The organism is Campylobacter sp. RKI_CA19_01121 (assembly GCF_025771295.1).
Lineage (GTDB): Bacteria > Campylobacterota > Campylobacteria > Campylobacterales > Campylobacteraceae > Campylobacter_D.
Window position 1 is genome coordinate 68,246 of sequence record NZ_JAKMQA010000004.1, and the last position, 20,153, is coordinate 88,398.

The following is a 20,153-nucleotide window of genomic DNA, read 5'->3' on the forward strand; positions in this document are numbered from 1 at the left end:
GTAAAAAATAAATTATATTGTTTTTTCCTTACAAAATTGTAAGAAAAATTAAGTAAAATACAAATTTATGTTTAAATTTTAGAAGGCTTTAGATTATCATGAAAAAAATTTTCATATCTTTACTTTTATCTATAAAACTTTTTGCTATTTCAAGTGTCGAAGAACTTTCTTGGGAAAATGGCAAAACCTTACTTGATTTTTTACAAGATCATTCTATACCACTTAATTTATATTATAATCTTGATGGAGAAGATAAAGAACTAAGCGCAGAAATCACAAGTGGTGTTAGATACCAAATGCTAAAAGATGAACAAGGTGAGCTTGAGCAAGTTTTAATCCCAATTAGCGATGATTTACAAATTCATATTTACAAAAATATAGAAAATAAATTCGTATTGAGTTTTACTCCTATTTCTTACACTAAAGAAAAGCGAACTATTCGCGTAGCTATTAACAACTCAGCTTATCAAGATGTTTATGATGAAAGTGGCAGTGTAACCTTAGCAAGAGCTATGGTGAGAGCTTTTAAAAATAGTGTTAACTTTAAAAATGTCAGAAAAGGCGATAGCGTAGTATTAATTTATGAGCAAAAAAGAAGACTAGGAAGACTTTTTGGCGATATTAATATCCAAGCAGCTTTAGCTAACATTAGAGGCAAAGAATATTCTGTATTTTTATATAAAGATTCTTATTATAATGCTCAAGGAAAAGAACTTGAAAATTTCTTTTTAACCAAACCTGTTAAATACACAAGAATTTCAGATCGCTTTACTAGGGCAAGATATCATCCTATCTTAAAACGCTATAGAGCGCATTTAGGTATTGACTATGCAGCTCCAACGGGTACTCCAGTTAAGAGTGCAGGAGATGGGACGATTAGTTTTGTTGGGACAAAAGGTGGTTATGGTAAGGTTGTACAAGTAAAACATGTATCAGGCTATATGACTTTATATGCTCATCTTAGTCGCTTTGCAAAAATCAAACGTGGCCAAAAAGTTAAGCAAGGACAAGTAATTGCCTATGTAGGCTCTACTGGTATGAGCACTGGGCCACATTTGCATTTTGGACTTTACCTAAATAACAAAGCAATTAATCCTGAAACCATAGTAAAAATTCCAAAATCAAGCCTAAGCGGTAAAAACAAAGAAGAATTTTTAAAAATGGCAAAAGAGTATGAAAACCGCTTGCAAAGCATTGATGAAAACTATAAAAATCCACCAAAAGAACAAAATATAGAAAATTCTATGGAGCTTTGAGATGATGAATGATTTTTTAGAAGCACAAGAACTTTTAAAAAATATTTCCAAAGATCAAAGCACCTATGAAACCAATGAAGCCCTAAAGACTATCAAAAGATATAACGAAGAGCTTTATTTGCAAACTCTTAAATCTTTTGATACTTACACACTTGCAAATGTAGCTACTATAACACCTGAACATATCTTAGAAGATATTTTAGAACACTTAAGCATTATAAAGATTGCAAAAGCAGTAGAAGAGCTTGAAAGTGATGATGCAACAGACTTAATTAAGCGTTTTGAAGAGCTAAATCCGCAAAAAACTTTAGCTATTTTAAACCGCTTAAGCTCTGAAGATAAAGAAGAAATTTTACGCCTTAAAAATTATGATGAAAATACTGCTGGTGCTTATATGCAAACAGAAATTTTCACAGCTTCTATTGATGAGAGTATAGAAAAAGCTATTAAAAGATATAGAATTTTAAAACATTCAGGACAAGTAGATCAAATTTTTCAAGTTTATATCATAGATAATCAAGGAAAGCTTTGCAATGCTATCAACCTAAGCGATCTTTTGCTTTGGGATTTTAAACTAAGTTTTGCAGATATTATTAAAAACAATAATGAAAGATATAAAAGCTATAGCATAAAAGATCATGAAGACATACAAAAGGCTATTGATATAGTGGAAGATTATGATTTGAGTGTTTTAGCAGTTGTAAATGATGATGGAGTGCTTTTAGGTAGAATTACCTATGATGATATCCATGATTTAATCCAAGAAAATGCAACAGAACAAATTTATAACTTAGCCGGAGTTGATGCAGATGTTGAGGAAGAAAGTGCTTTTAAAGCGGCTAAAGCTAGAGCTTTTTGGCTTATGATTAATCTTACTACTTCATTAATCTCAGCTAATATCATTAGCCTTTTTTCAGGTGAAATAGAACAACTTGTAGCCCTAGCAGTACTTATGCCTATCGTAGCTTCCATGGGAGGCAATACAGGCTCACAAGCTTTAGCAGTAACAGTTAGAAAGCTCTCACTCAATGAAGTAGAATTTAAAGATGCTAAAAAAGTTATATTAAGAGAGAGTGGAATTTCTTTACTCAATGGATTTATATTTGCTAGTATTATGAGCATTATAGCTTTCATATGGTTTAAAACAGCTCTTTTGGGACTTGTTATAGCCTTATCAATGCTAATTAATCTAGCCTTAGCCGGTTTTGTAGGTTCTTTTGTACCTCTAACTTTGAAAAAATTTAAAATCGATCCTGCGGTAGGATCAAGTGTAGTGATTACTGCGATTACTGATGGTTTGGGATTTTTTAGCTTCTTACTTTTAGCAAAAATGATTTTATTATAAAAAAGGGAAATTATGTCAAGCATTACATATAAAGGTCAAATTATAGAACTTGCAGGAATTGAACTAGAAGTTGGAGATAATGCTCCAAGGGTAGTTCTAAGAACCAAAAATCTTGCCCCAGTAGAAATAGCACCACCTGGGAAAACTCAAATTTTATTAACTCTACCCAGCTTAGATACACCAGTATGCTCAAAACAAGCCAAAGAAACCAATAAAAGACTAGCTTCTATGAAAAATATTGAAGTTATTATTGTTAGCATGGATTTACCTTTTGCTATGGATCGTTTTTGTGCTACTGAAGGGATTGATAATATTATAACCGCAAGTGATTTTGCCTTTAAAGATTTTGGCATAAACTATGGGGTATTAATAAATGATAGTGTGTTTGCAGGATTACTAGCAAGAGCAGCCTTTGTAGTCAAAGATGGAAAAATAGTATACAAACAGCTCGTAAAAGAGCTAATGGGAAAAATCGATTTTAAAGATTTAGAACTTTTTATGCATAAAAATTATGGTTACCCTTTGAATTAGCCTTCAAAGTTTGTAACCACAAAATCTTCTTTTGGAGCTTCAATAAAGCATGATTTTTCTTTCAAAAAAAGCAAATCCACATGCCCTACAGGGCCATTTCTATTTTTACCTATAATGAGCTCAGCCTTTTCTTGCACAGGATTTGGCATAAATTTTCTCTCATAAGTTTTGCCTTCATTTTTAGCTTTATTTTCTCTTTCTTTTTCTTCTTGTTCTCTATAAACCTCATCTCTATATACAAATAAAATCGTATCTGCATCTTGTTCTATGGCGCCACTTTCTCTTAAATCACTGAGCATAGGACGCTTATTTGCTCTACTTTCTAATGAACGATTAAGCTGTGAGAGTGCCACTACTGGCATATTTAATTCTCTTGCTAAAAGCTTTAAGCCTCTTGAAATTTCACTCACTTGCAAATGCCTATCATTAAAAGCTGAATTACTCATCATAAGACCGATGTAATCAACTACGCAAAGCTCAATACTCTCATCTTGAGCTTTAATTTTGCGTAAAATCGAACGAATATCAGCTATACTAGCATAACCACTATCGTAAATATAAAGATTTTTTTGTGCATATTCATTACAAGCATCACCTACCCTACTCCACTCATCATCGTTTAAATCTGCGATTAGAATTTTTTGCAAAGGAATGGAAGTTTTTGCACTGATTAATCTTTGCATGATTTGCGTAGCAGGCATTTCTAGTGAAAACATCACAACGCCTTTATTTTGTCTTAGTGTTTTTTCTATAAAATTTAAGCAAATTGTAGTTTTTCCCATACCAGGGCGTGCAGCGATGATTACAAGATCGCCAGGTTTAAAGCCTTTTGTCATTTTATTAAGCTCACTAAAGCCTGTATTAAGTCCCAAAATGTCTTTGTTTTCTGCTTCTTTTTGCTTTTTAAACTCATCCATAAGCTCAGACATAACCATAGTCATATCCTTAATACTATTACTATTTACACGGTTAGTAAGATTAAAAATCTCTTTGCCTATTTCATCTGAAATTTGAGAAATGCTTTTATCTTCATTAACCCTTGTAGGTATAGTATAAGCAAAATTTAAAAGCTGGCGTCTAATGGACTTTTCTCTTAGCTCATAAGCATATTTACTCACATCTGCTATAGAAGTAGTGGCTAAAACTTCAGCTAAAATTTGCTCATCTACTTTTTTATGTTTTCTTATAAAACTTGCACTTATAGGCTCACCTGCATTCACACAAGCTAAAATAGCTTTGTAAATATCTTGATGAGCTTTGAGCGAAAAATCATTAATCTCAATATCTGAAGAAATACTAAAAAAAGAATCCTCACTATATATACAAGAACTTAAAATCGCCCTTTCAAGATCTAAATCAAAATGCTCATTATTTTGACTCATATTCACTCCTAATTATAAATTTACAAATAAATCAGTTGACAAATACCGCTCGGCTGTATCATTTAACATAGTCAAGACTTTTTTATTTGGATTTTCTAAAGCAATTTTTCTAGCCATATATACATTTGCCCCGCTTGAAATTCCTGCCATTATGCCGTTTTTACCAAGCTCTAAGGTTGTGTTTATGGCATCTTCATTACTTACACAAACTATCTCATCTATGATTTTTTGATTTAAAATTTTAGGGATAAAATTTGCACCTATACCTTGAATTTTATGGCTTGCAGCGGTATTTTGACTCAAAAGTGGTGAAGATGCGGGCTCTAAAGCTATGATTTTAATATTAGGATTGTGTTCTTTTAAAATTTCTCCTACCCCACTAATAGTCCCGCCTGTACCAAAACCTGCTAAAAAAATACCAAGATCAGGCAAAGCTTTTAAAATTTCTAAGGCAGTATTTTTTCTATGTGCGTTTTTGTTGTTGATATTTTCAAATTGACTTACCATAAATGAATTTGAAATTTCACTCAAAAGCTCATTAGCTCTATCAAGCGCTCCTTGCATGCCTTTGCTTGCTTGAGTAAGCTCTAACTTTGCACCAAAAAAACTCATCATTTTTCTACGCTCAATACTCATAGACTCAGGCATAGCTATGATAAGTTTAAGCTTTAAGCTTGCACAAATCATTGCTAAAGCTATGCCGGTATTTCCACTTGTAGCTTCTATAATGGTTGTTTCTTGATTGATCTTACCTTCACTTAAAGCTTGTTTTATCATCTCTACAGCCGCTCTATCTTTTATAGAATGACTTGGGTTAAAATACTCACATTTAGCATAAAGATTTGGAGCAAATTCTTTTAAAGAAATAATCGGGGTATTACCTATACAATCTAAAATATTATTATAAACTGACATTGTTTTCCTTCTAATTTTTTAAAACAATATCAAAAGAAAATTAATACTTAATCTATGAAGAAAAACGCAAAAGTTAGAAACTTTTGCGCAAAGAATTATTTTTTAGCTTTTTTAGCAGTTTTAGCAGCAGCAACCGCGTCTTTAAGGTTTTTACCTACTTTAAATTTAGCAACTTTAGTAGCAGGCACTTTGATAGTAGCACCAGTGCTTGGTACTCTAGCTTCTCTAGCAGCTCTTTCAGCTACAGAAAATGTACCAAAACCGATAAAGCTAATACTATCACCTTTAGCTAATACATCAGTAATAGTAGCGATTACTGCATCAGTAGCTGCAGTTGCATCTTTTTTAGTTAGCCCAGCAGTTTGAGCAACTTGAGAAATAAAATCTGCTTTAGTCATAAAAAGCTCCTTGATTAAAAATGATTGTTAAGTTTAACACATTTATCAAGCTTTTGCAAGAGGTTTAAACCCAAATCACAAAGAAAAATATGTTAAAAAAATGTTTTTGCTAAATTTATTACCACTTCAGGCTTTAAGTCTTTCATGCATTTGTGGTGTTTTAAAGGGCAGACCTTTTGCATACAAGGCATACAAGCTAAATTTAAATGTGCTATTTTAGCATTTTCTTGCCAAGGCGAGGTTTGACTAAATTTAGTCGAGCCAAAAACGGCCACCATTTTTACCCCATAAGCTGCACCTATATGCATAGGACCACTATCGTTTGTGATGAGCAAATCAAGCATAGAAATATTTTTACATAAAGTATAAATACTAGTTTTACCACAAAGATTTTTTGCCCTTATGCCTTCTTTTAAAAGAAAATGTTCAATTTCATTACAAATTTCTCTCTCACTTTCCACTCCAAAGATTAAAATTTGATGGGTGGAGCTAAATTCTTTTGCTACCCTTGCAAAATAGCTCGCTTCCCATCTTTTCGCGCTTCCAAAATGCGCACCTGGGTTTATACCTAAAATTTTTTGAGTTAATTTTGCTTTTATAGGGAGTTTTAAAGAATTTGAAGTAGCTTTAAAATTTAAGGCTTTTTCTATGAAATTTAAGTATTTTAAGACTTGGTGTTCTTCTTTTAGAATATTTTTATCAAAATAAAATCTTTTTTTTGCTTTGATTAGATTTAAAATGATCTTACTTGAAAATGCCGAGCGAAATGAAAAAGCTAGATCGAATTTACCAAGATTTTTTCTAGCTTTTAAAATTTGCTTATATCTTTGCTTTTTATTTTCTACTAAAATTTGAGCATTTTCAAAGCGTTTAAAAAGCTCTGTGCTCACAAAAGAACCATAAAAAGTAAATTTAGCTTGAGGGTATTTTTCTTTTATAGCATAAATAGCCGCACTAGCCATCACCGCATCGCCAAGCCAAGTAGGAAGGTTGATAAAAATATTCATAATTTTCCTTAAAAATAAAAGCTATAATTATATCATCACTTTATTTAAAGAGCTAAAATGAGTCAAATTTCCATCATACTACCAACCTATAATGTAGAAAAATATATTGCTAGAGCATTAGAAAGCTGTATTAATCAAACTTTTAAAGATATAGAAATCATTGTGGTAGATGACCTTGGCAATGATAAAAGTATAGATATAGCTAAAGAATATGCTAGTAAAGATGATAGGATAAAAATCATACACAATGAAGAGAATTTAGGAACTTTTGCTAGTAGAAATATAGGTGTATTAAATGCAAAATCAGATTTTATAATGTTTTTAGATCCTGATGATTATTTAGAGCTTAACGCTTGTGAGTTTGGGTTTGAAAAAATTAAAAATGTAGATATGGTAGTGTTTGATGCATATGTCCATAGAGTGAAATTTAAGAAATTTTATAGATTTAAGCAAGATGAGCTTTTTAAAAAAGATGAATTTTTGGAATTTTTACTTAAACAGAAACATTTTTGCTGGAGTGTTTGGGCAAAAGTCTATAGAAAAAATTTGATTTTAAAAAGTTTTGAGCATGTTGATTTTAAAGAAAAACTTTGTTATGGAGAAGATGTGCTTTTTAACTATATAAATTTTATGCTAAGTGAAAGTTTTTTTGTATCGCAAGAATGTATATACCGCTATGAATTTAATGAAAATGGTAGATATGAAAACAAAAATAAAGAAATTTTATGGCAAAATTACGAGCATAAAAAGCAAAGTTTAAAATACATTAAAAAATTAACTAATATTTTTCCATATAAGCATTTCAATGAAAAAATATTAGAAGTTTTAGTAAAAGAAATTTTAGGATTGAAAGGTAGGGTTTGGAAAAAGTAAGTAATTTTTATAATAAAAAAATGATAATTTTCAATAGAAGTTTTTTTTATATATTACTTATAAATATTTTCTTATATTCTTTAGTTTATTTATCGCCACAAACTTTTAGAGGCTGGTTTGAGACCATCGAAGAAATTAGCAGAGCAGTAAAATACAATATAATTAGTGTATTTTGCTATTTTTTTATTATTTCATTCTTTCCTCTTAAGATTAAAAATCTGCTGGAAAAAATAATTATTGTGGTAATTTTTATTATTGGGCTTATTGATTTATTTTTATATGTAAACTTTAATTCTTTTTTAAATTTAGCCTTTTTAGAAACTTTTCTTACCGCAGATCCCACAGAAAGCAAAGAATTTATTCAAACCTATTTTGACTTTACCACTATAACAATTTTGCTAGCCTATGTACTAGCAACTTTTTTATATTTTAAACTACCTTTTCCATCTTTTTTTATTCCCAATAAGTATAAAATGCAGCAGTTTTTAAAGGTAATACTATTTATTGTTTGTATAATAACTATTATCAAAAAACCAAATAAATATTTGTATGAGGATACATTAACTTTTGCAAGATGGATCCAAACGATCTCCGTTGCTCTGGGAAAACAAAATTCATATATCGAGCAATTAAAAAAATATGACATAGAAATGAATAAAATTTTGGAAATTTCAAATTTGAACATCACTCATTCGCTAAATATACCAAAAATTGTAATTATAATGGGAGAATCTACGCAAAGAAATTATATGGGAATTTATGGGTACCCATTAGATACTACCCCACAACTAAATAAAATCGCAAACGAGGGCAATCTTTTTATCTTTGATGATATTATTTCACCTTTTTCTCATACAAACCCCTCTTTAGCAAGAATTTTTACTTTTAGTAACTATGAAAATAATACTATACCTTGGTATCAACAATTAAACATCATAGATATCATGAAAAAAGCGAATTACCATACATATTGGATTAGCAATCAAGAGCCTATTTCTATTTATGGAAATGCACCTGAGGCTATATCTAGAAGAGCTAATGAAACTATTTTTTTAAGTAAATTTTCTTCATTTAATTCCAACACTTTAGATGGAATTATTCTGACTAAGTTACAAAAAAATAAATTTGAAAAAGAATTTTATATTATACATCTTGCTGGAACACATACTAGTTATGATAAAAGATATCCACAAAGCTTTAATATATTCAAAAAAGAAAATCTAATATCCAACAATCTCAACAATCTTAATTCAAGAGAAAAACTTAGCACAAGACAAGCTCAAGTCAAAACACGCTATTTAAATGCTATTGCCTATAATGATTTTGTAGTCAGTGAAATTTTTAAATATTTTAAAGATGAGAATGCATTGGTAGTTTATATGAGTGATCATGCAGATGAGGTATATGATTTTAGGAATTTCCATGGACATAGCGAAAGTCTAGCCTCGAGATTTATGGTTGAAATTCCGTTTATGATTTATGTTAGTGATAAATTTAAAAAAACCTATCCGGAAATAATTGATAAAATTCAAAAAGCTCAAAATTTACCTTTCATGAGTGATGATTTTTTACACTCTTTCTTAGATTTAACTCAAATTAAAACCAAACAACTAGAAGAAAATCGCAGTCTATTTAATGAAGCATACAATCAAAATAGAATTAGACTTTATGCCAATAGAAATTACGATGAAGAGCTAAAACAAAATTATCCATTCAAAGCACCATCTAAAATTTGGCTTCACAGAACAAACAGTTTGGATAAATTTGAATATTTTAAAAATGACTATAAAAATTTTGAAGTAGATGTTCATTTTTTTGAAGAAGAAAATTACTTTGATATTGGACACGATGGCAAACAAACATCAATAGGGTTAGATTTAAAAGATTTATTAAAAGCTGCGGTTGAAAAAGATAAAACTACTCATTTTCAAACCAAATTTTGGATTGATTTTAAAAATCTTAATAACAAAAATGCTAAAAAAGCACTATCAGTACTTTTAAAAAATTGCGAAGAAACCAATTTTGATCCTAAAAATTTAATCATAGAAAGTTCACAATATACAGCATTAAAAGTATTTAAAGATGCAAAATTATATACTAGTTATTATATAAAATACTATACAAAAGAAGAACTTCAAAAAAATGGCAATAACATTCGTAGCGATATCCAAAAAGCAATAGATTCAAAATCATTTAATGCTTTAAGTTTTCCATATTATCTTTATAAGTTTATAAAACAATCAAATTTCAAAGTTGAAAATAAATATAATAATTTAGAAGATATTGATTTATTAATTTGGAACGAAAGCAATGATTGGTTCAAAAATCAAAACAAAGAAATTTTTCATGATCCTCAAATAAAAATTATACTAGCTGGAGAAAAATACAACAAAAACTAAAATTATAATTTATTTATGAAAGAAAAGAATTGAAAAATGACTAATATCCTTCTTTGTGGTGGTAGTGGTACAAGACTTTGGCCACTTAGTAGAACACTAATGCCAAAACAATTTTTGAAATTATTTGATGATAAATCTTTATTTGAACTAGCCCTACAAAGAAATTCCAAATTTTGCTCTAATACTTTAATAGTATGCAACGAAGAACAGTATTTCCTAGCTCTTGATCAAATTTCAAACACAAGTAAAACTAGATTTATTTTAGAACCACTAGCAAAAAATACCGCAGCAGCTATTACTTTAGCTTGCTTATCTTTATCTAAAGAAGAAATAGTTTTAATTACACCAAGTGACCACTTAATCAAAAATAAAAAAGCATATCAAGAAGCAATAGCTAAAGCTATAGAATTTGCAAATAATAATTATCTTGTCACTTTTGGTATAAAACCCGATAATCCACATACTGGATATGGCTATATTAAATCCAAAAATACTTATGATGCTGAAGCTTTTATAGAAAAACCAAATTTAAAAAAAGCTGAAGAATTTTTAGAAGATGGAAATTATTCATGGAATTCTGGTATGTTTATGTTTAAAGTTGGTTTTTTCTTAGAGCAAATGCAAACTTATGCAAAAGAAATATATGATTTTTGTTTAAAAGCGCATAAAAATGCTTTAATACAAAATGATTTTATCAAAATCAAATCAGCAGACATGGAGAAAATTCCAGAACTAAGCATAGATTATGCCTTGATGGAAAAATCAAACAAAGTAAAAGTGATACCTAGTAACATTTCTTGGAGTGATGTAGGAAGCTTTGAAAGCTTAGCTAAAGAGTTTAATAATGGTAATAATTATTCTAATGTTAATACCAAATTTTTAGATTCTAATAATATCTTTTGCTATGCAAGCGATCAAAAGAAATTTATAGCTACAATTGATCTTGATGATATATTTATCATAGATACTCAAGATGCACTTTTAATTAGCAAAAAATCATCCTCTCAAAAAGTAAAGCAAATTTATGAAACTATTCAAGAAAATGAAAATCTAAGTAAAAATCATCTTTGCACGCATAGACCTTGGGGAAGTTTTACTATACTTGAAGATGAAAAAGGATATAAAATCAAACGTATAGAAGTTAAACCTGGAAAACGACTTTCCTTGCAAAAACATTTTCACAGAAACGAACATTGGATAGTTTTAAGCGGTACAGCAACTGTAGAAATAGATGGAGTGGAAAATTTAGTAAGACCTAATGAGTCAATCTATATAAAAATGGGGCAAAAACATCGTTTAAGTAATTATGGCAAAATTCCTGTTGTAATTATAGAAGCTCAAGTGGGCGAATACACTGGTGAAGATGATATAGTAAGATTAGAAGATGATTATAAAAGGATATAAATGAAAAAAGTGGCGTTAATAACTGGAGTTACTGGACAAGATGGAGCTTATTTGTCTGAATTTTTACTCAATAAAGGTTATGAAGTACATGGCATAAAAAGAAGATCTTCTTTATTTAACACAGATAGAATAGATCATTTATTTGAAGGTCATCATGGCAAAAAAAATGATTTTTATTTACACTATGGTGATATGACTGATTCTATGAATTTAACTAGAATAATAGCTGAGATTAAACCTGATGAGATTTATAATCTTGCCGCTATGAGTCATGTACATGTTAGCTTTGAGACACCTGAATACACAGCAAATGCTGATGGTATAGGTACGCTTAGAATACTTGATGCAGTAAGATTTTTAAATCTAACTCAAAAAACTAAAATTTATCAAGCCTCTACTTCAGAGCTTTTTGGAAAAGTGCAAGAAACCCCACAAAGTGAAAAAACCCCATTTTATCCAAGAAGTCCTTATGCGGTAGCAAAAATGTATGCATATTGGATTACAGTAAATTATAGAGAAGCTTATAATATGTTTGCATGTAATGGAATTTTATTTAATCATGAAAGTCCTATTAGAGGTGAAACATTTGTAACTAGAAAAATCACCCGCGCGGCTGCAAAAATAGTCTTAAATTTAGATGATATACTTTATCTTGGTAATTTAGATGCTAAAAGGGATTGGGGTCATGCAAAAGATTATGTAAAAATGATGTGGATGATACTTCAACATAAAAAGGCCGATGATTGGGTTATAGCTACTGGAAAAACTACTACAGTAAGAGACTTTGTGAAGCTTGCCTTTGAATACTGTGGGATAAAATTAAATTTTAAAGGAAGCGGAGTGGATGAAGAAGGTTTTATAGAAGATTTTGACCAACAAAGAGCTAAAGAGCTTTCTTTAAATTTTAACCATCTTCAAAAAGGTCAAGTGGTAGTAAAAGTAAATCCTAGATATTTTAGACCTACTGAAGTTGATTTGCTTTTGGGCGATCCTTCTAAGGCTGAAAAAGAACTAGGCTGGAATAGAGAATATGATCTTAAAAATTTAGTTGATGATATGATGGAAAGTGATTTAAAACTTATGAATAAAGATGTCTATCTTAAGCAAGGTGGATATAAAATAATGAGATATTATGAATAGGAAATAAAATGCAAGATTTATTAAAAGAACTAAAACTAAATAACCAATTAAAATATCAATTATTAATGTCAAATATTATTTCAAATTTGGATTTTAAAAATCAAAAAGATAAAGAAATATTACTATTATTGCTACAAGATAGAGATAGAAATTTCATAAGAATTAATAACAACAAGCAGTGTTACGAAAATATTAAAGCATACTTAAAAGTTTTACAACCACTTGATATTCCACAAGAAGATCTAATTCGCATTGGTGGTCATACTGATGGTGGTTATATAATGTATAATAAAAACAATGAATTAAATAATCCTCTAAATAACAAAGCTATATCTTTAGGTGTTTCAGAATCTTCACCATGGGATTTAGATATGGCTGATAGAGGATTTAAAGTGATCGAATATGATGCTAGCATAAAGCAAAGTCCATATCAACATAAAAATATAACTTTTCATAAAAAATTTATAGGTATAAAAAATGAAGGTGAATACATAAATATTGAAAAAGTTATAGAAGATAATAACTTAAATAAAAAAGATATGAATATTCTCCAATGTGATATTGAAAATTCAGAATGGGATATGCTTAATAGTATAAATATAGGATTATTTAACGATTATTTTAAACAAGTTATATTTGAATTTCACGGATGCAATCCTGAGGAACAAGTAGGTTTTGAAAAAAGAAAATCTCTCTTAAAAAAAATAAATCAATATTACTACCCTTTTCATGTGCACCTAAACAACCATGGAAAAATATTCTACTCTAATGGCTTATTTTTTAGTACTACTTTAGAAGTCAGCTATATAAGAAAAAAAGATTTAGATAAAACCAACATTAAATATAACTATAAAACAATTGGTATAACTGAATTAGACTATCCATCCTGGCCTTCAAATCCTGAAATTCCTTTAAAATTTGAGTTTGAAGATGATAGCAATGAATAAAACATCCAAAATTTTCATAGCAGGTCATAAAGGTTTAGTTGGCTCAGCTATATTAAAAAATTTACAAGATAAAGGTTATAATAATTTAATTTATAAAGACAGAAAAGAACTTGATTTATTAAATCAACAAGCAGTAAAAAATTTTTTTGAAAAAGAAAACATAGAATATGTTTTTTTAGCAGCTGCAAAAGTAGGAGGTATATTAGCTAACAATACCTATAGAGCCGATTTTATTTATGAAAACCTTCAAATTCAAAACAATATCATTCATTATTCTTATCTAAATAAAGTAAAAAAATTGCTATTTTTAGGTTCTACTTGTATTTATCCAAAAAGTGCACCTCAACCCATGGATGAAGAAGTGCTTTTAACTAGCGAATTAGAATACACCAATGAACCTTATGCTATAGCTAAAATAGCTGGTATGAAAATGTGCGAAAGTTACAATTTACAATACAGCACCAATTTTATCAGTGTAATGCCTACAAATTTATATGGCAAAAATGACAATTTTAACCTTGAAACATCCCATGTTTTACCTGCATTACTTAGAAAAATATATCTAGCTAAACTTTTAAGTGATGATAATATGCAAGAAGTTTTAAAAGACTTAAACATACAAGATATCAATCAAGCTAAAAATTATTTAGAAAATTTTGGAATTTATAAAGATAAAGTTGAAATTTGGGGTAGTGGTCAAGCAAGAAGAGAATTTTTATATAATGAAGATATGGCCGATGCGTGTGTATTTATCATGGAAAATATAAATTTTAAAGATCTTATAAGCGATAAAAAAGAGATTAAAAATACCCATATAAACATAGGTACAGGAATAGATGTAAGCATAAAAGAGCTTGCATATCTTATAAAAGATATCGTAGGTTTTAAAGGGGAATTATATTTTAATACTCAAAAACCTGATGGAACTATGATAAAACTAACCAATCCTAGTAAACTTCATAAACTAGGATGGAAACACAAGACTTCTTTAGAAGAAGGGATTAAAAGTATGTTGGAGTGGTATAGGAAAAGTAAAAAATTATACAGATATAACAAAATATGATATACTTCTTTCAAAAAAGGCTTATTCATGTTATATGAAAATACTTTATTGAAAATAAAAATTATAATATATTATATAAAAAGCATATTTTTACATCAGCAGGCAATAATAAAATTAAAAAAATATAGAAAACAGTTAGAGTTAAATAAAAAAATTTACCAAGAAAATACAAATAATTGCACTCTTATTGAAAACTCAAGCGTTCCTAGTGTTAATAAACCTTGGGTTTTATTCAACTACTCGTATAAAAATAATGATTTTAATGTTGATAACTTTTCTTGCAATCTAGGTGACTATATTCAAACCATAGCTACAAAAAAAATTCTAAATAAAATTGGATATAACAATCATCTTTTCCATGATAGAGATAATTTAGTAGATATTTTTAATAGCAATATTATTATGCAAGGTTGGTTTGCCCATTCTATTAATTTTATTCCAAATAAAACAAATACACCAATATTTATAGGAACACATTTTACAAAAAATATTCAAGCATATTTTGATAAAATTGAAAAATACAAAAATATTTTTCCTTTTAAAGGTGTTGATATAGGATGTAGAGATTTATTTACTCTTCAATATTTAAAATCAAAAAAGCAAAAAGGAATTGATATTAATCCTTACTTGTCAAGATGCTTAACTTTAACTTTACCCAAAAGAAACGAACAAAAAAAATATGACAAAATATTTTTTGTAGATTTAACAGACGATATATTAAAATATATACCTAAGAATATACAAGAAAAAGGAATTACAGTACAACAAAAAGAAGTGTTTGATGGAAAATATGATTTAGAAAAAAATTGGAATTTTTACTATCAAAAAGCAGAAAAATTACTAAATCTATATAAAAATGAAGCGAAACTTGTCATAACTACTGCTCTACACTGCGCTTCTCCTTGCATAGCTATGGGCATCCCTACAATACTAATAAGCAACAACAAAGAAGAGCAAATGACTAGATTTTCTGCATTAGATGGAATTGTTACGATTTATACGCTCGATGATATCAAAAATCGCCAAATAAATTTTTATCCAGAAATACCACATATAGAAGATTTGAAACACTATATGCTGAAAAATTTAGAACTTTCAATATTAAAAACAATGGGCAAAGAAGTTAACGAACAAGAACTTGCGTATATCAGAAATATAATAGAAACATGGAAATCAAATTAACGTGATATGGAAAGATAGTGATTTAAATAAAATTTTTTCCGGAACAGAGAAAAATATTTTTAAACAAAATGAATATTATATAATAGAACTAGATAATATTTATAACTTAGAAGTTATTAAGCTTTTTTGCCTTGATTCAATTACGATTAATACCCCATGTTTTTTATTATCAATAGATGGAAATAATTTCATTAAAGCATCAATTGAAAAAAAACATGACACTCTTAATACAATTGTATTTTATTTATATAAAAATACTCCTGTTAAATTTATAAAATTTTTACACTATTCAAATTTTATCATTGATATCTATAGTCGGAAATACTGTGGCATATTTTTATCTACTTGGCAAGGAGGTTGGGGCGATAGAATCATACCTCTACTAAATGCAATGTATTTAGCAAAACATACGAAATTTAAATTTGGCTTCATATGGAATCAATTAGACAATGATTTTTTCAATATAGAGAAAGAGAATAATATTTTTTCGAAGCATTTTATTAACAAATACTCATACACAAACAATTGTAAAGATGTAATTTTAAATGATACTTTTTTTTCACTCAAAAAAACATTTAACGATTACCAAAAAAATCCATTTGATTATTATTACGGATATAATACAAACCACTACATTTTTTTAAAGCCAAAAAAATTTTATCAAGAATGCAAAAAATTATTTAATCAAATAGATTTTTCTAAAAATATCAAGAAAACGATAAGAACGGCTCGATTAATTTTTTCAAAATATATTCCTAAGGATATTACCGCACTACACATAAGAAGTGGTGATATTATTTATAGCAAAGAAAGATTTCGCTATTTTTTATATTACGAGAAAGCTATGCCATTTGAGATAGCACTGGAGCTCATAAAAAAAATAAAAACTAAAAATATACTACTTTTTGGAGAAGACCAAGACATATTAAATAACTTATTTAATACAAACCAAAATAAATCAAGAAAAAAAATCTTTTTTGCTCGCGACTTTATTCCTCATAATATAAATAATAAACATATTGCGATCTATGAGATTATATTAATGTCTCAATGTAAAAATATTTATTCTACTTCTGGTTTTGCCAGATTGGCAAGTTTAATAGGGAATGCTAGAGAGCCTAATAATTGGAAAAATATATTTTCTGAGAAACAAAAATACAATATAATCAAAGATAACATTGCAATGAATAAGAATCATCCATTACAATTATCTTTTTCACTGTTTTGCCTATACACTTCTGCAAAAAAGCTAAAAATGAATGAGTTGTATTTAATTAATATACTTGAAGAAGCAATTAAAAATGATTCGAACAACATGATACTTTATATATTAAAAATTCAACACCTAATCTCCATCAAAAAATATGCAGAAGCTGAAATTACGATCAAACAAATACACCAAAAAGAAAATTTTAAGTTAACAATTAAATTATGGGCAGAGCATTTAATAGTAAAAAATATCTATTTTAATTTTTCAAAGTATTTATATGTTTGTTATTTTTTAAGTATTTATTTTAAATTTAAAAAAAATTATATATATTATGCATTATACACATCTTATCTATTACAACGCAATAACCAAATAGATTTTTCATTTTTACTTAATAATAAAAATAAATATATAATCAAACAATATCACATTATCAGAAATGAGCTTAAAAACAACTTATCCTATAAAATAGGAAGTATCATCATAAATAACACAAGTTATTTAAAAATAATTTATAAAATTATCACAATTACAATCTTTCAAAACAGGAAGCATAAAAAATCTCTCATATATAACGATAAGACTATAGTCTTTCCGTATTTCCAACATACGAAAGAATATTATGCTATACAGGTAGGCAATTTACTAATAAACATCTATTTAAAATTATCACTTAAAGTTTTAGTAAGAAATATTTTAAAAATATTAAAATTAAAAAAAGAACTGAGAGGTAAAAATTTTTAATGAATAATCCTTTAATATCTATTATCATACCAATTTACAATGTAGCACCATACTTAAAAGAATGTCTAGATAGCGTTATCAATCAAAGCTATAAATATTTAGATATTGTTTTAGTAGATGATGGAAGTGATGATGGAAGCTTAGATATAGCTTTAGAATATCTTAATAAAGATGAAAGAATATTTTTAATCTCTAAGGAAAATGGAGGATTAAGTTCGGCAAGAAATATGGGATTAGAATTTATAAAAGGAACTAAACTTAGAAGCTTTTTTGAAGATGAGAAAGAACAAGATATAATCTCTTTTACCTCAACTCATACCTTTGACAAAAATACAAAAACAATTAACAAAGAAACTATAAAATCAAATTTTATACCTATTCAAAAAAGATACATAAAAACAAATATAGAAAATATAAATGATTTATTAGTGCAAGAGCTACCAAATTCTATAATTCACTTTTTAGATTCAGATGATTATTTTTTAAATGATTGTATTGAGCTTTGCGTGAAAGAAATGATTGAAAAAGATTTGGATATTTGTGCGCATGGGTTTGAAGAATATCATGAAGAAAATTCTTGTTTTTTAAAAAAACCATCAACAGACCTAATGCAAAAAAGTAAAAAAATATTTTTTAATACCGGTATAGAACTATTGCAAGAAAATAACTTTTTTCAGTTTTATTTTGCTTGGCAAGGAACTTTTAAAGCTAAAATTTTAAATCAATATAATCTTCGTTTCACTCATGGAATTTATCATGAAGATCATGATTTTGGAACTATATTGTTTTGCTTGGCTAAAAAAGTTTTTTATATCAATACAACCTTAATGATATATAGAATTAGAAAAGGTTCCATAACAAATATCCAAAATACCTTAATACCACAAAAATTACCTAAATATCTAGAACCGCTCAAAGAACATTTTAGCGATTATAAAGAGCTTAGAGAATATTTTCACCTATACTGCCTACTAGTTATTTTTTTAAAAATACAAAAATTTGACAATCAAACTTCTTTTTTAAAAAAATCATCGAAAAGTTATTTGTACTCTATAGCGCAAAAGAAAATTACAAAAGATCCTCTAAAAATCCGTGAGAATCTATATAAGTACTTAAAATTTGTTGAATTATATAAACTATATTACATAATTAGATTATACATTAGACATCCAAAAAAAATAATCTCATTATTTAATAAAACTCGATAATAATCTAAATATTTTATATCGAATCTTTGATATCTTATAAGATTTCAAATCATTAAGTTTTCTCTGAACACACAGTGGGTCTTTACTAAATTTTTTTATCTTAAATGCATTTTTTATATAAAAATATAATATTGATCTTTTTAATGCTAAAGAAATTTCTCTGTCTTGGTAGCTATCTATAAACTTAGTTAACTCTAAAGATATCATAACCCAACTAGAATATTTAAAATACTCTTTTGCCGTATTCGCATTCTCATCAAAAGCAATAAATATATCTTTAAAATAAGGATGAATACTATCTTTGGTAATTTTTTTGTCTTGATTTGTTGATGAATTTTGCCTAATTCTATAATTATAGAAAACTTTAGGATAAACATAAATACTTTCGGCTTGAGAAAAAAGCAAAATTCCAAATAAATGATCTTCTGCAAAAATATAATCTTTAAATTTTATTTTTTTATTTTTTATATAATTAAAATTTATCATTCCTGTACATACAAAAGCAAAATCTTTCATAGTGCTTTTTACTAAATACTTAGCCCATATATAAGAATTTATTTTACATTCATTTCTTATATTCATTTTTTTTAATCTTGAATACTGTTTTCGATTAATATTATTAATTTCATGATATTCAATCATATCAAACCACACCACTTCTACCCCATCCATTCTAGGTACACATTCTTCTATGCAGTTTAATTCCCAATAATCATCAGAATCTAAAAAGATAATATAATCTATAATAGGATAAGTAAAGTTGGTTAAATCTTGTTCATCATTAAAAGCTTTATAGCTTTTATATACAGTATATATTTCATAAGGATTATTACCTTCTATATTAAATTCTATTAAAGAATTTTCTTTTATAGTTTGAGTTTTATTTTTGAGTTTATATTCTCCGCTAAAATATTCTATACCTACATTTCTAGCTGTACTTTGTCCACCATTTTTTTTATCAAAAAGAGTGATTCTTTTATCTTTTAGAGTATATTCTTTTGCAATATTGAGTGAGTTTTCATCTGTACTACCATCATTTACAAGTATGATTTCTAGATTAGTATAAGTTTGATTGATTACACTATCCAAACATTCTTTTAGATATTTTTCTACATTGTATATGGGGATTACTACGCCTACTTTTTTCAT

Annotated in this window: 17 protein-coding genes; 12 read left to right on the forward strand and 5 right to left on the reverse strand. The window is 27.8% G+C overall.

The window, feature by feature from the left end; genetic code table 11:
- Positions 1–98 precede the first annotated feature (98 nt).
- From L8T90_RS02890 to tpx, 3 genes are read left to right on the forward strand one after another with little or no spacing between them, the layout of a single operon-like run.
- On the forward strand, positions 99–1,256 hold the full coding sequence (locus tag L8T90_RS02890; RefSeq protein ID WP_263736664.1) for a peptidoglycan DD-metalloendopeptidase family protein: 1,158 nt from the start codon (positions 99–101) through the stop codon (positions 1,254–1,256).
- A 1-nt stretch (position 1,257) separates the two neighbouring features.
- Positions 1,258–2,601: a magnesium transporter gene (gene mgtE / locus L8T90_RS02895; RefSeq protein WP_263663450.1), complete on the forward strand. Its 1,344-nt coding sequence runs from the start codon at positions 1,258–1,260 to the stop codon at positions 2,599–2,601.
- Between the two features lie 12 nt (positions 2,602–2,613).
- Positions 2,614–3,132, forward strand: coding sequence for a thiol peroxidase (gene tpx / locus L8T90_RS02900; RefSeq protein WP_263736665.1), 519 nt, complete (start codon positions 2,614–2,616; stop codon positions 3,130–3,132).
- Here tpx and L8T90_RS02905 read toward each other — a convergent pair.
- From L8T90_RS02905 to waaF, 4 genes are all read right to left on the reverse strand, one after another.
- Positions 3,129–4,514, reverse strand: coding sequence for a replicative DNA helicase (locus L8T90_RS02905; RefSeq protein ID WP_263736666.1), 1,386 nt, complete (start codon positions 4,512–4,514; stop codon positions 3,129–3,131). The two genes, tpx and L8T90_RS02905, sit on opposite strands and share 4 nt — an antisense overlap.
- A 12-nt stretch (positions 4,515–4,526) precedes the next feature.
- Positions 4,527–5,429 (reverse strand): cysteine synthase A, encoded by a 903-nt coding sequence (gene cysK, locus L8T90_RS02910; protein WP_263736667.1) that lies wholly within the window; start codon positions 5,427–5,429, stop codon positions 4,527–4,529.
- A 95-nt stretch (positions 5,430–5,524) separates the two neighbouring features.
- Complete coding sequence (locus L8T90_RS02915; RefSeq protein WP_039619003.1) at positions 5,525–5,827, reverse strand: HU family DNA-binding protein; 303 nt, start codon at positions 5,825–5,827, stop codon at positions 5,525–5,527.
- 92 nt (positions 5,828–5,919) lie between these two features.
- Positions 5,920–6,834, reverse strand: coding sequence for a lipopolysaccharide heptosyltransferase II (gene waaF, locus L8T90_RS02920; RefSeq protein ID WP_263736668.1), 915 nt, complete (start codon positions 6,832–6,834; stop codon positions 5,920–5,922).
- Between the two features lie 57 nt (positions 6,835–6,891).
- Here waaF and L8T90_RS02925 point away from each other — a divergent pair, with 57 nt between their 5' ends.
- The 9 genes from L8T90_RS02925 (at position 6,892) to L8T90_RS02965 (ending at position 19,004) form a co-directional block, all read left to right on the forward strand.
- Complete coding sequence (locus L8T90_RS02925) at positions 6,892–7,707, forward strand: glycosyltransferase family 2 protein (RefSeq protein ID WP_263736669.1); 816 nt, start codon at positions 6,892–6,894, stop codon at positions 7,705–7,707.
- A 650-nt stretch (positions 7,708–8,357) separates the two neighbouring features.
- Positions 8,358–10,106, forward strand: coding sequence for a phosphoethanolamine transferase (locus L8T90_RS02930; RefSeq protein ID WP_263736670.1), 1,749 nt, complete (start codon positions 8,358–8,360; stop codon positions 10,104–10,106).
- A 36-nt stretch (positions 10,107–10,142) separates the two neighbouring features.
- The gene (locus tag L8T90_RS02935; RefSeq protein ID WP_263736671.1) at positions 10,143–11,510 is read left to right on the forward strand and encodes a mannose-1-phosphate guanylyltransferase/mannose-6-phosphate isomerase; all 1,368 of its coding nucleotides are present in this window, start codon (positions 10,143–10,145) and stop codon (positions 11,508–11,510) included.
- Positions 11,511–12,650 (forward strand): GDP-mannose 4,6-dehydratase, encoded by a 1,140-nt coding sequence (gmd, locus tag L8T90_RS02940; RefSeq protein ID WP_263726864.1) that lies wholly within the window; start codon positions 11,511–11,513, stop codon positions 12,648–12,650.
- Between the two features lie 8 nt (positions 12,651–12,658).
- Entirely contained in the window at positions 12,659–13,597 is a 939-nt protein-coding gene (locus L8T90_RS02945) for a hypothetical protein (protein WP_263736672.1), read from the forward strand.
- Entirely contained in the window at positions 13,590–14,660 is a 1,071-nt protein-coding gene (locus tag L8T90_RS02950) for a GDP-L-fucose synthase family protein (RefSeq protein ID WP_263736673.1), read from the forward strand. The genes L8T90_RS02945 and L8T90_RS02950 overlap by 8 nt, the downstream gene beginning before the upstream one ends.
- 27 nt (positions 14,661–14,687) lie before the next feature.
- The gene (locus L8T90_RS02955; RefSeq protein ID WP_263736674.1) at positions 14,688–15,842 is read left to right on the forward strand and encodes a polysaccharide pyruvyl transferase family protein; all 1,155 of its coding nucleotides are present in this window, start codon (positions 14,688–14,690) and stop codon (positions 15,840–15,842) included.
- Between the two features lies 1 nt (position 15,843).
- The gene (locus tag L8T90_RS02960) at positions 15,844–17,796 is read left to right on the forward strand and encodes a hypothetical protein (protein WP_263736675.1); all 1,953 of its coding nucleotides are present in this window, start codon (positions 15,844–15,846) and stop codon (positions 17,794–17,796) included.
- A complete protein-coding gene (locus tag L8T90_RS02965; RefSeq protein ID WP_263736676.1) occupies positions 17,796–19,004 on the forward strand; it encodes a glycosyltransferase family 2 protein in 1,209 nt (402 codons plus the stop codon). Before L8T90_RS02960 ends, L8T90_RS02965 begins: the two co-directional genes overlap by 1 nt.
- Here L8T90_RS02965 and L8T90_RS02970 read toward each other — a convergent pair.
- Entirely contained in the window at positions 18,984–20,153 is a 1,170-nt protein-coding gene (locus L8T90_RS02970; protein ID WP_263736677.1) for a glycosyltransferase family 2 protein, read from the reverse strand. The two genes, L8T90_RS02965 and L8T90_RS02970, sit on opposite strands and share 21 nt — an antisense overlap.

Bases quoted from the DNA above. Each gene is read 5' to 3' on its own strand.
- tpx (WP_263736665.1), top strand. From the start codon at position 2,614: ATGTCAAGCATTACATATAAAGGTCAAATTATAGAACTTGCAGGAATT.
- waaF (WP_263736668.1), bottom strand. From the start codon at position 6,834: ATGAATATTTTTATCAACCTTCCTACTTGGCTTGGCGATGCGGTGATG.
- L8T90_RS02955 (WP_263736674.1), top strand. From the start codon at position 14,688: ATGTTATATGAAAATACTTTATTGAAAATAAAAATTATAATATATTAT.
- L8T90_RS02915 (WP_039619003.1), bottom strand. From the start codon at position 5,827: ATGACTAAAGCAGATTTTATTTCTCAAGTTGCTCAAACTGCTGGGCTA.
- L8T90_RS02930 (WP_263736670.1), top strand. From the start codon at position 8,358: ATGAATAAAATTTTGGAAATTTCAAATTTGAACATCACTCATTCGCTA.
- L8T90_RS02935 (WP_263736671.1), top strand. From the start codon at position 10,143: ATGACTAATATCCTTCTTTGTGGTGGTAGTGGTACAAGACTTTGGCCA.
- L8T90_RS02925 (WP_263736669.1), top strand. From the start codon at position 6,892: ATGAGTCAAATTTCCATCATACTACCAACCTATAATGTAGAAAAATAT.
- mgtE (WP_263663450.1), top strand. From the start codon at position 1,258: ATGATGAATGATTTTTTAGAAGCACAAGAACTTTTAAAAAATATTTCC.
- L8T90_RS02950 (WP_263736673.1), top strand. From the start codon at position 13,590: ATGAATAAAACATCCAAAATTTTCATAGCAGGTCATAAAGGTTTAGTT.
- cysK (WP_263736667.1), bottom strand. From the start codon at position 5,429: ATGTCAGTTTATAATAATATTTTAGATTGTATAGGTAATACCCCGATT.
- L8T90_RS02965 (WP_263736676.1), top strand. From the start codon at position 17,796: ATGAATAATCCTTTAATATCTATTATCATACCAATTTACAATGTAGCA.
- L8T90_RS02890 (WP_263736664.1), top strand. From the start codon at position 99: ATGAAAAAAATTTTCATATCTTTACTTTTATCTATAAAACTTTTTGCT.
- L8T90_RS02970 (WP_263736677.1), bottom strand. From the start codon at position 20,153: ATGAAAAAAGTAGGCGTAGTAATCCCCATATACAATGTAGAAAAATAT.
- L8T90_RS02945 (WP_263736672.1), top strand. From the start codon at position 12,659: ATGCAAGATTTATTAAAAGAACTAAAACTAAATAACCAATTAAAATAT.
- L8T90_RS02905 (WP_263736666.1), bottom strand. From the start codon at position 4,514: ATGAGTCAAAATAATGAGCATTTTGATTTAGATCTTGAAAGGGCGATT.
- gmd (WP_263726864.1), top strand. From the start codon at position 11,511: ATGAAAAAAGTGGCGTTAATAACTGGAGTTACTGGACAAGATGGAGCT.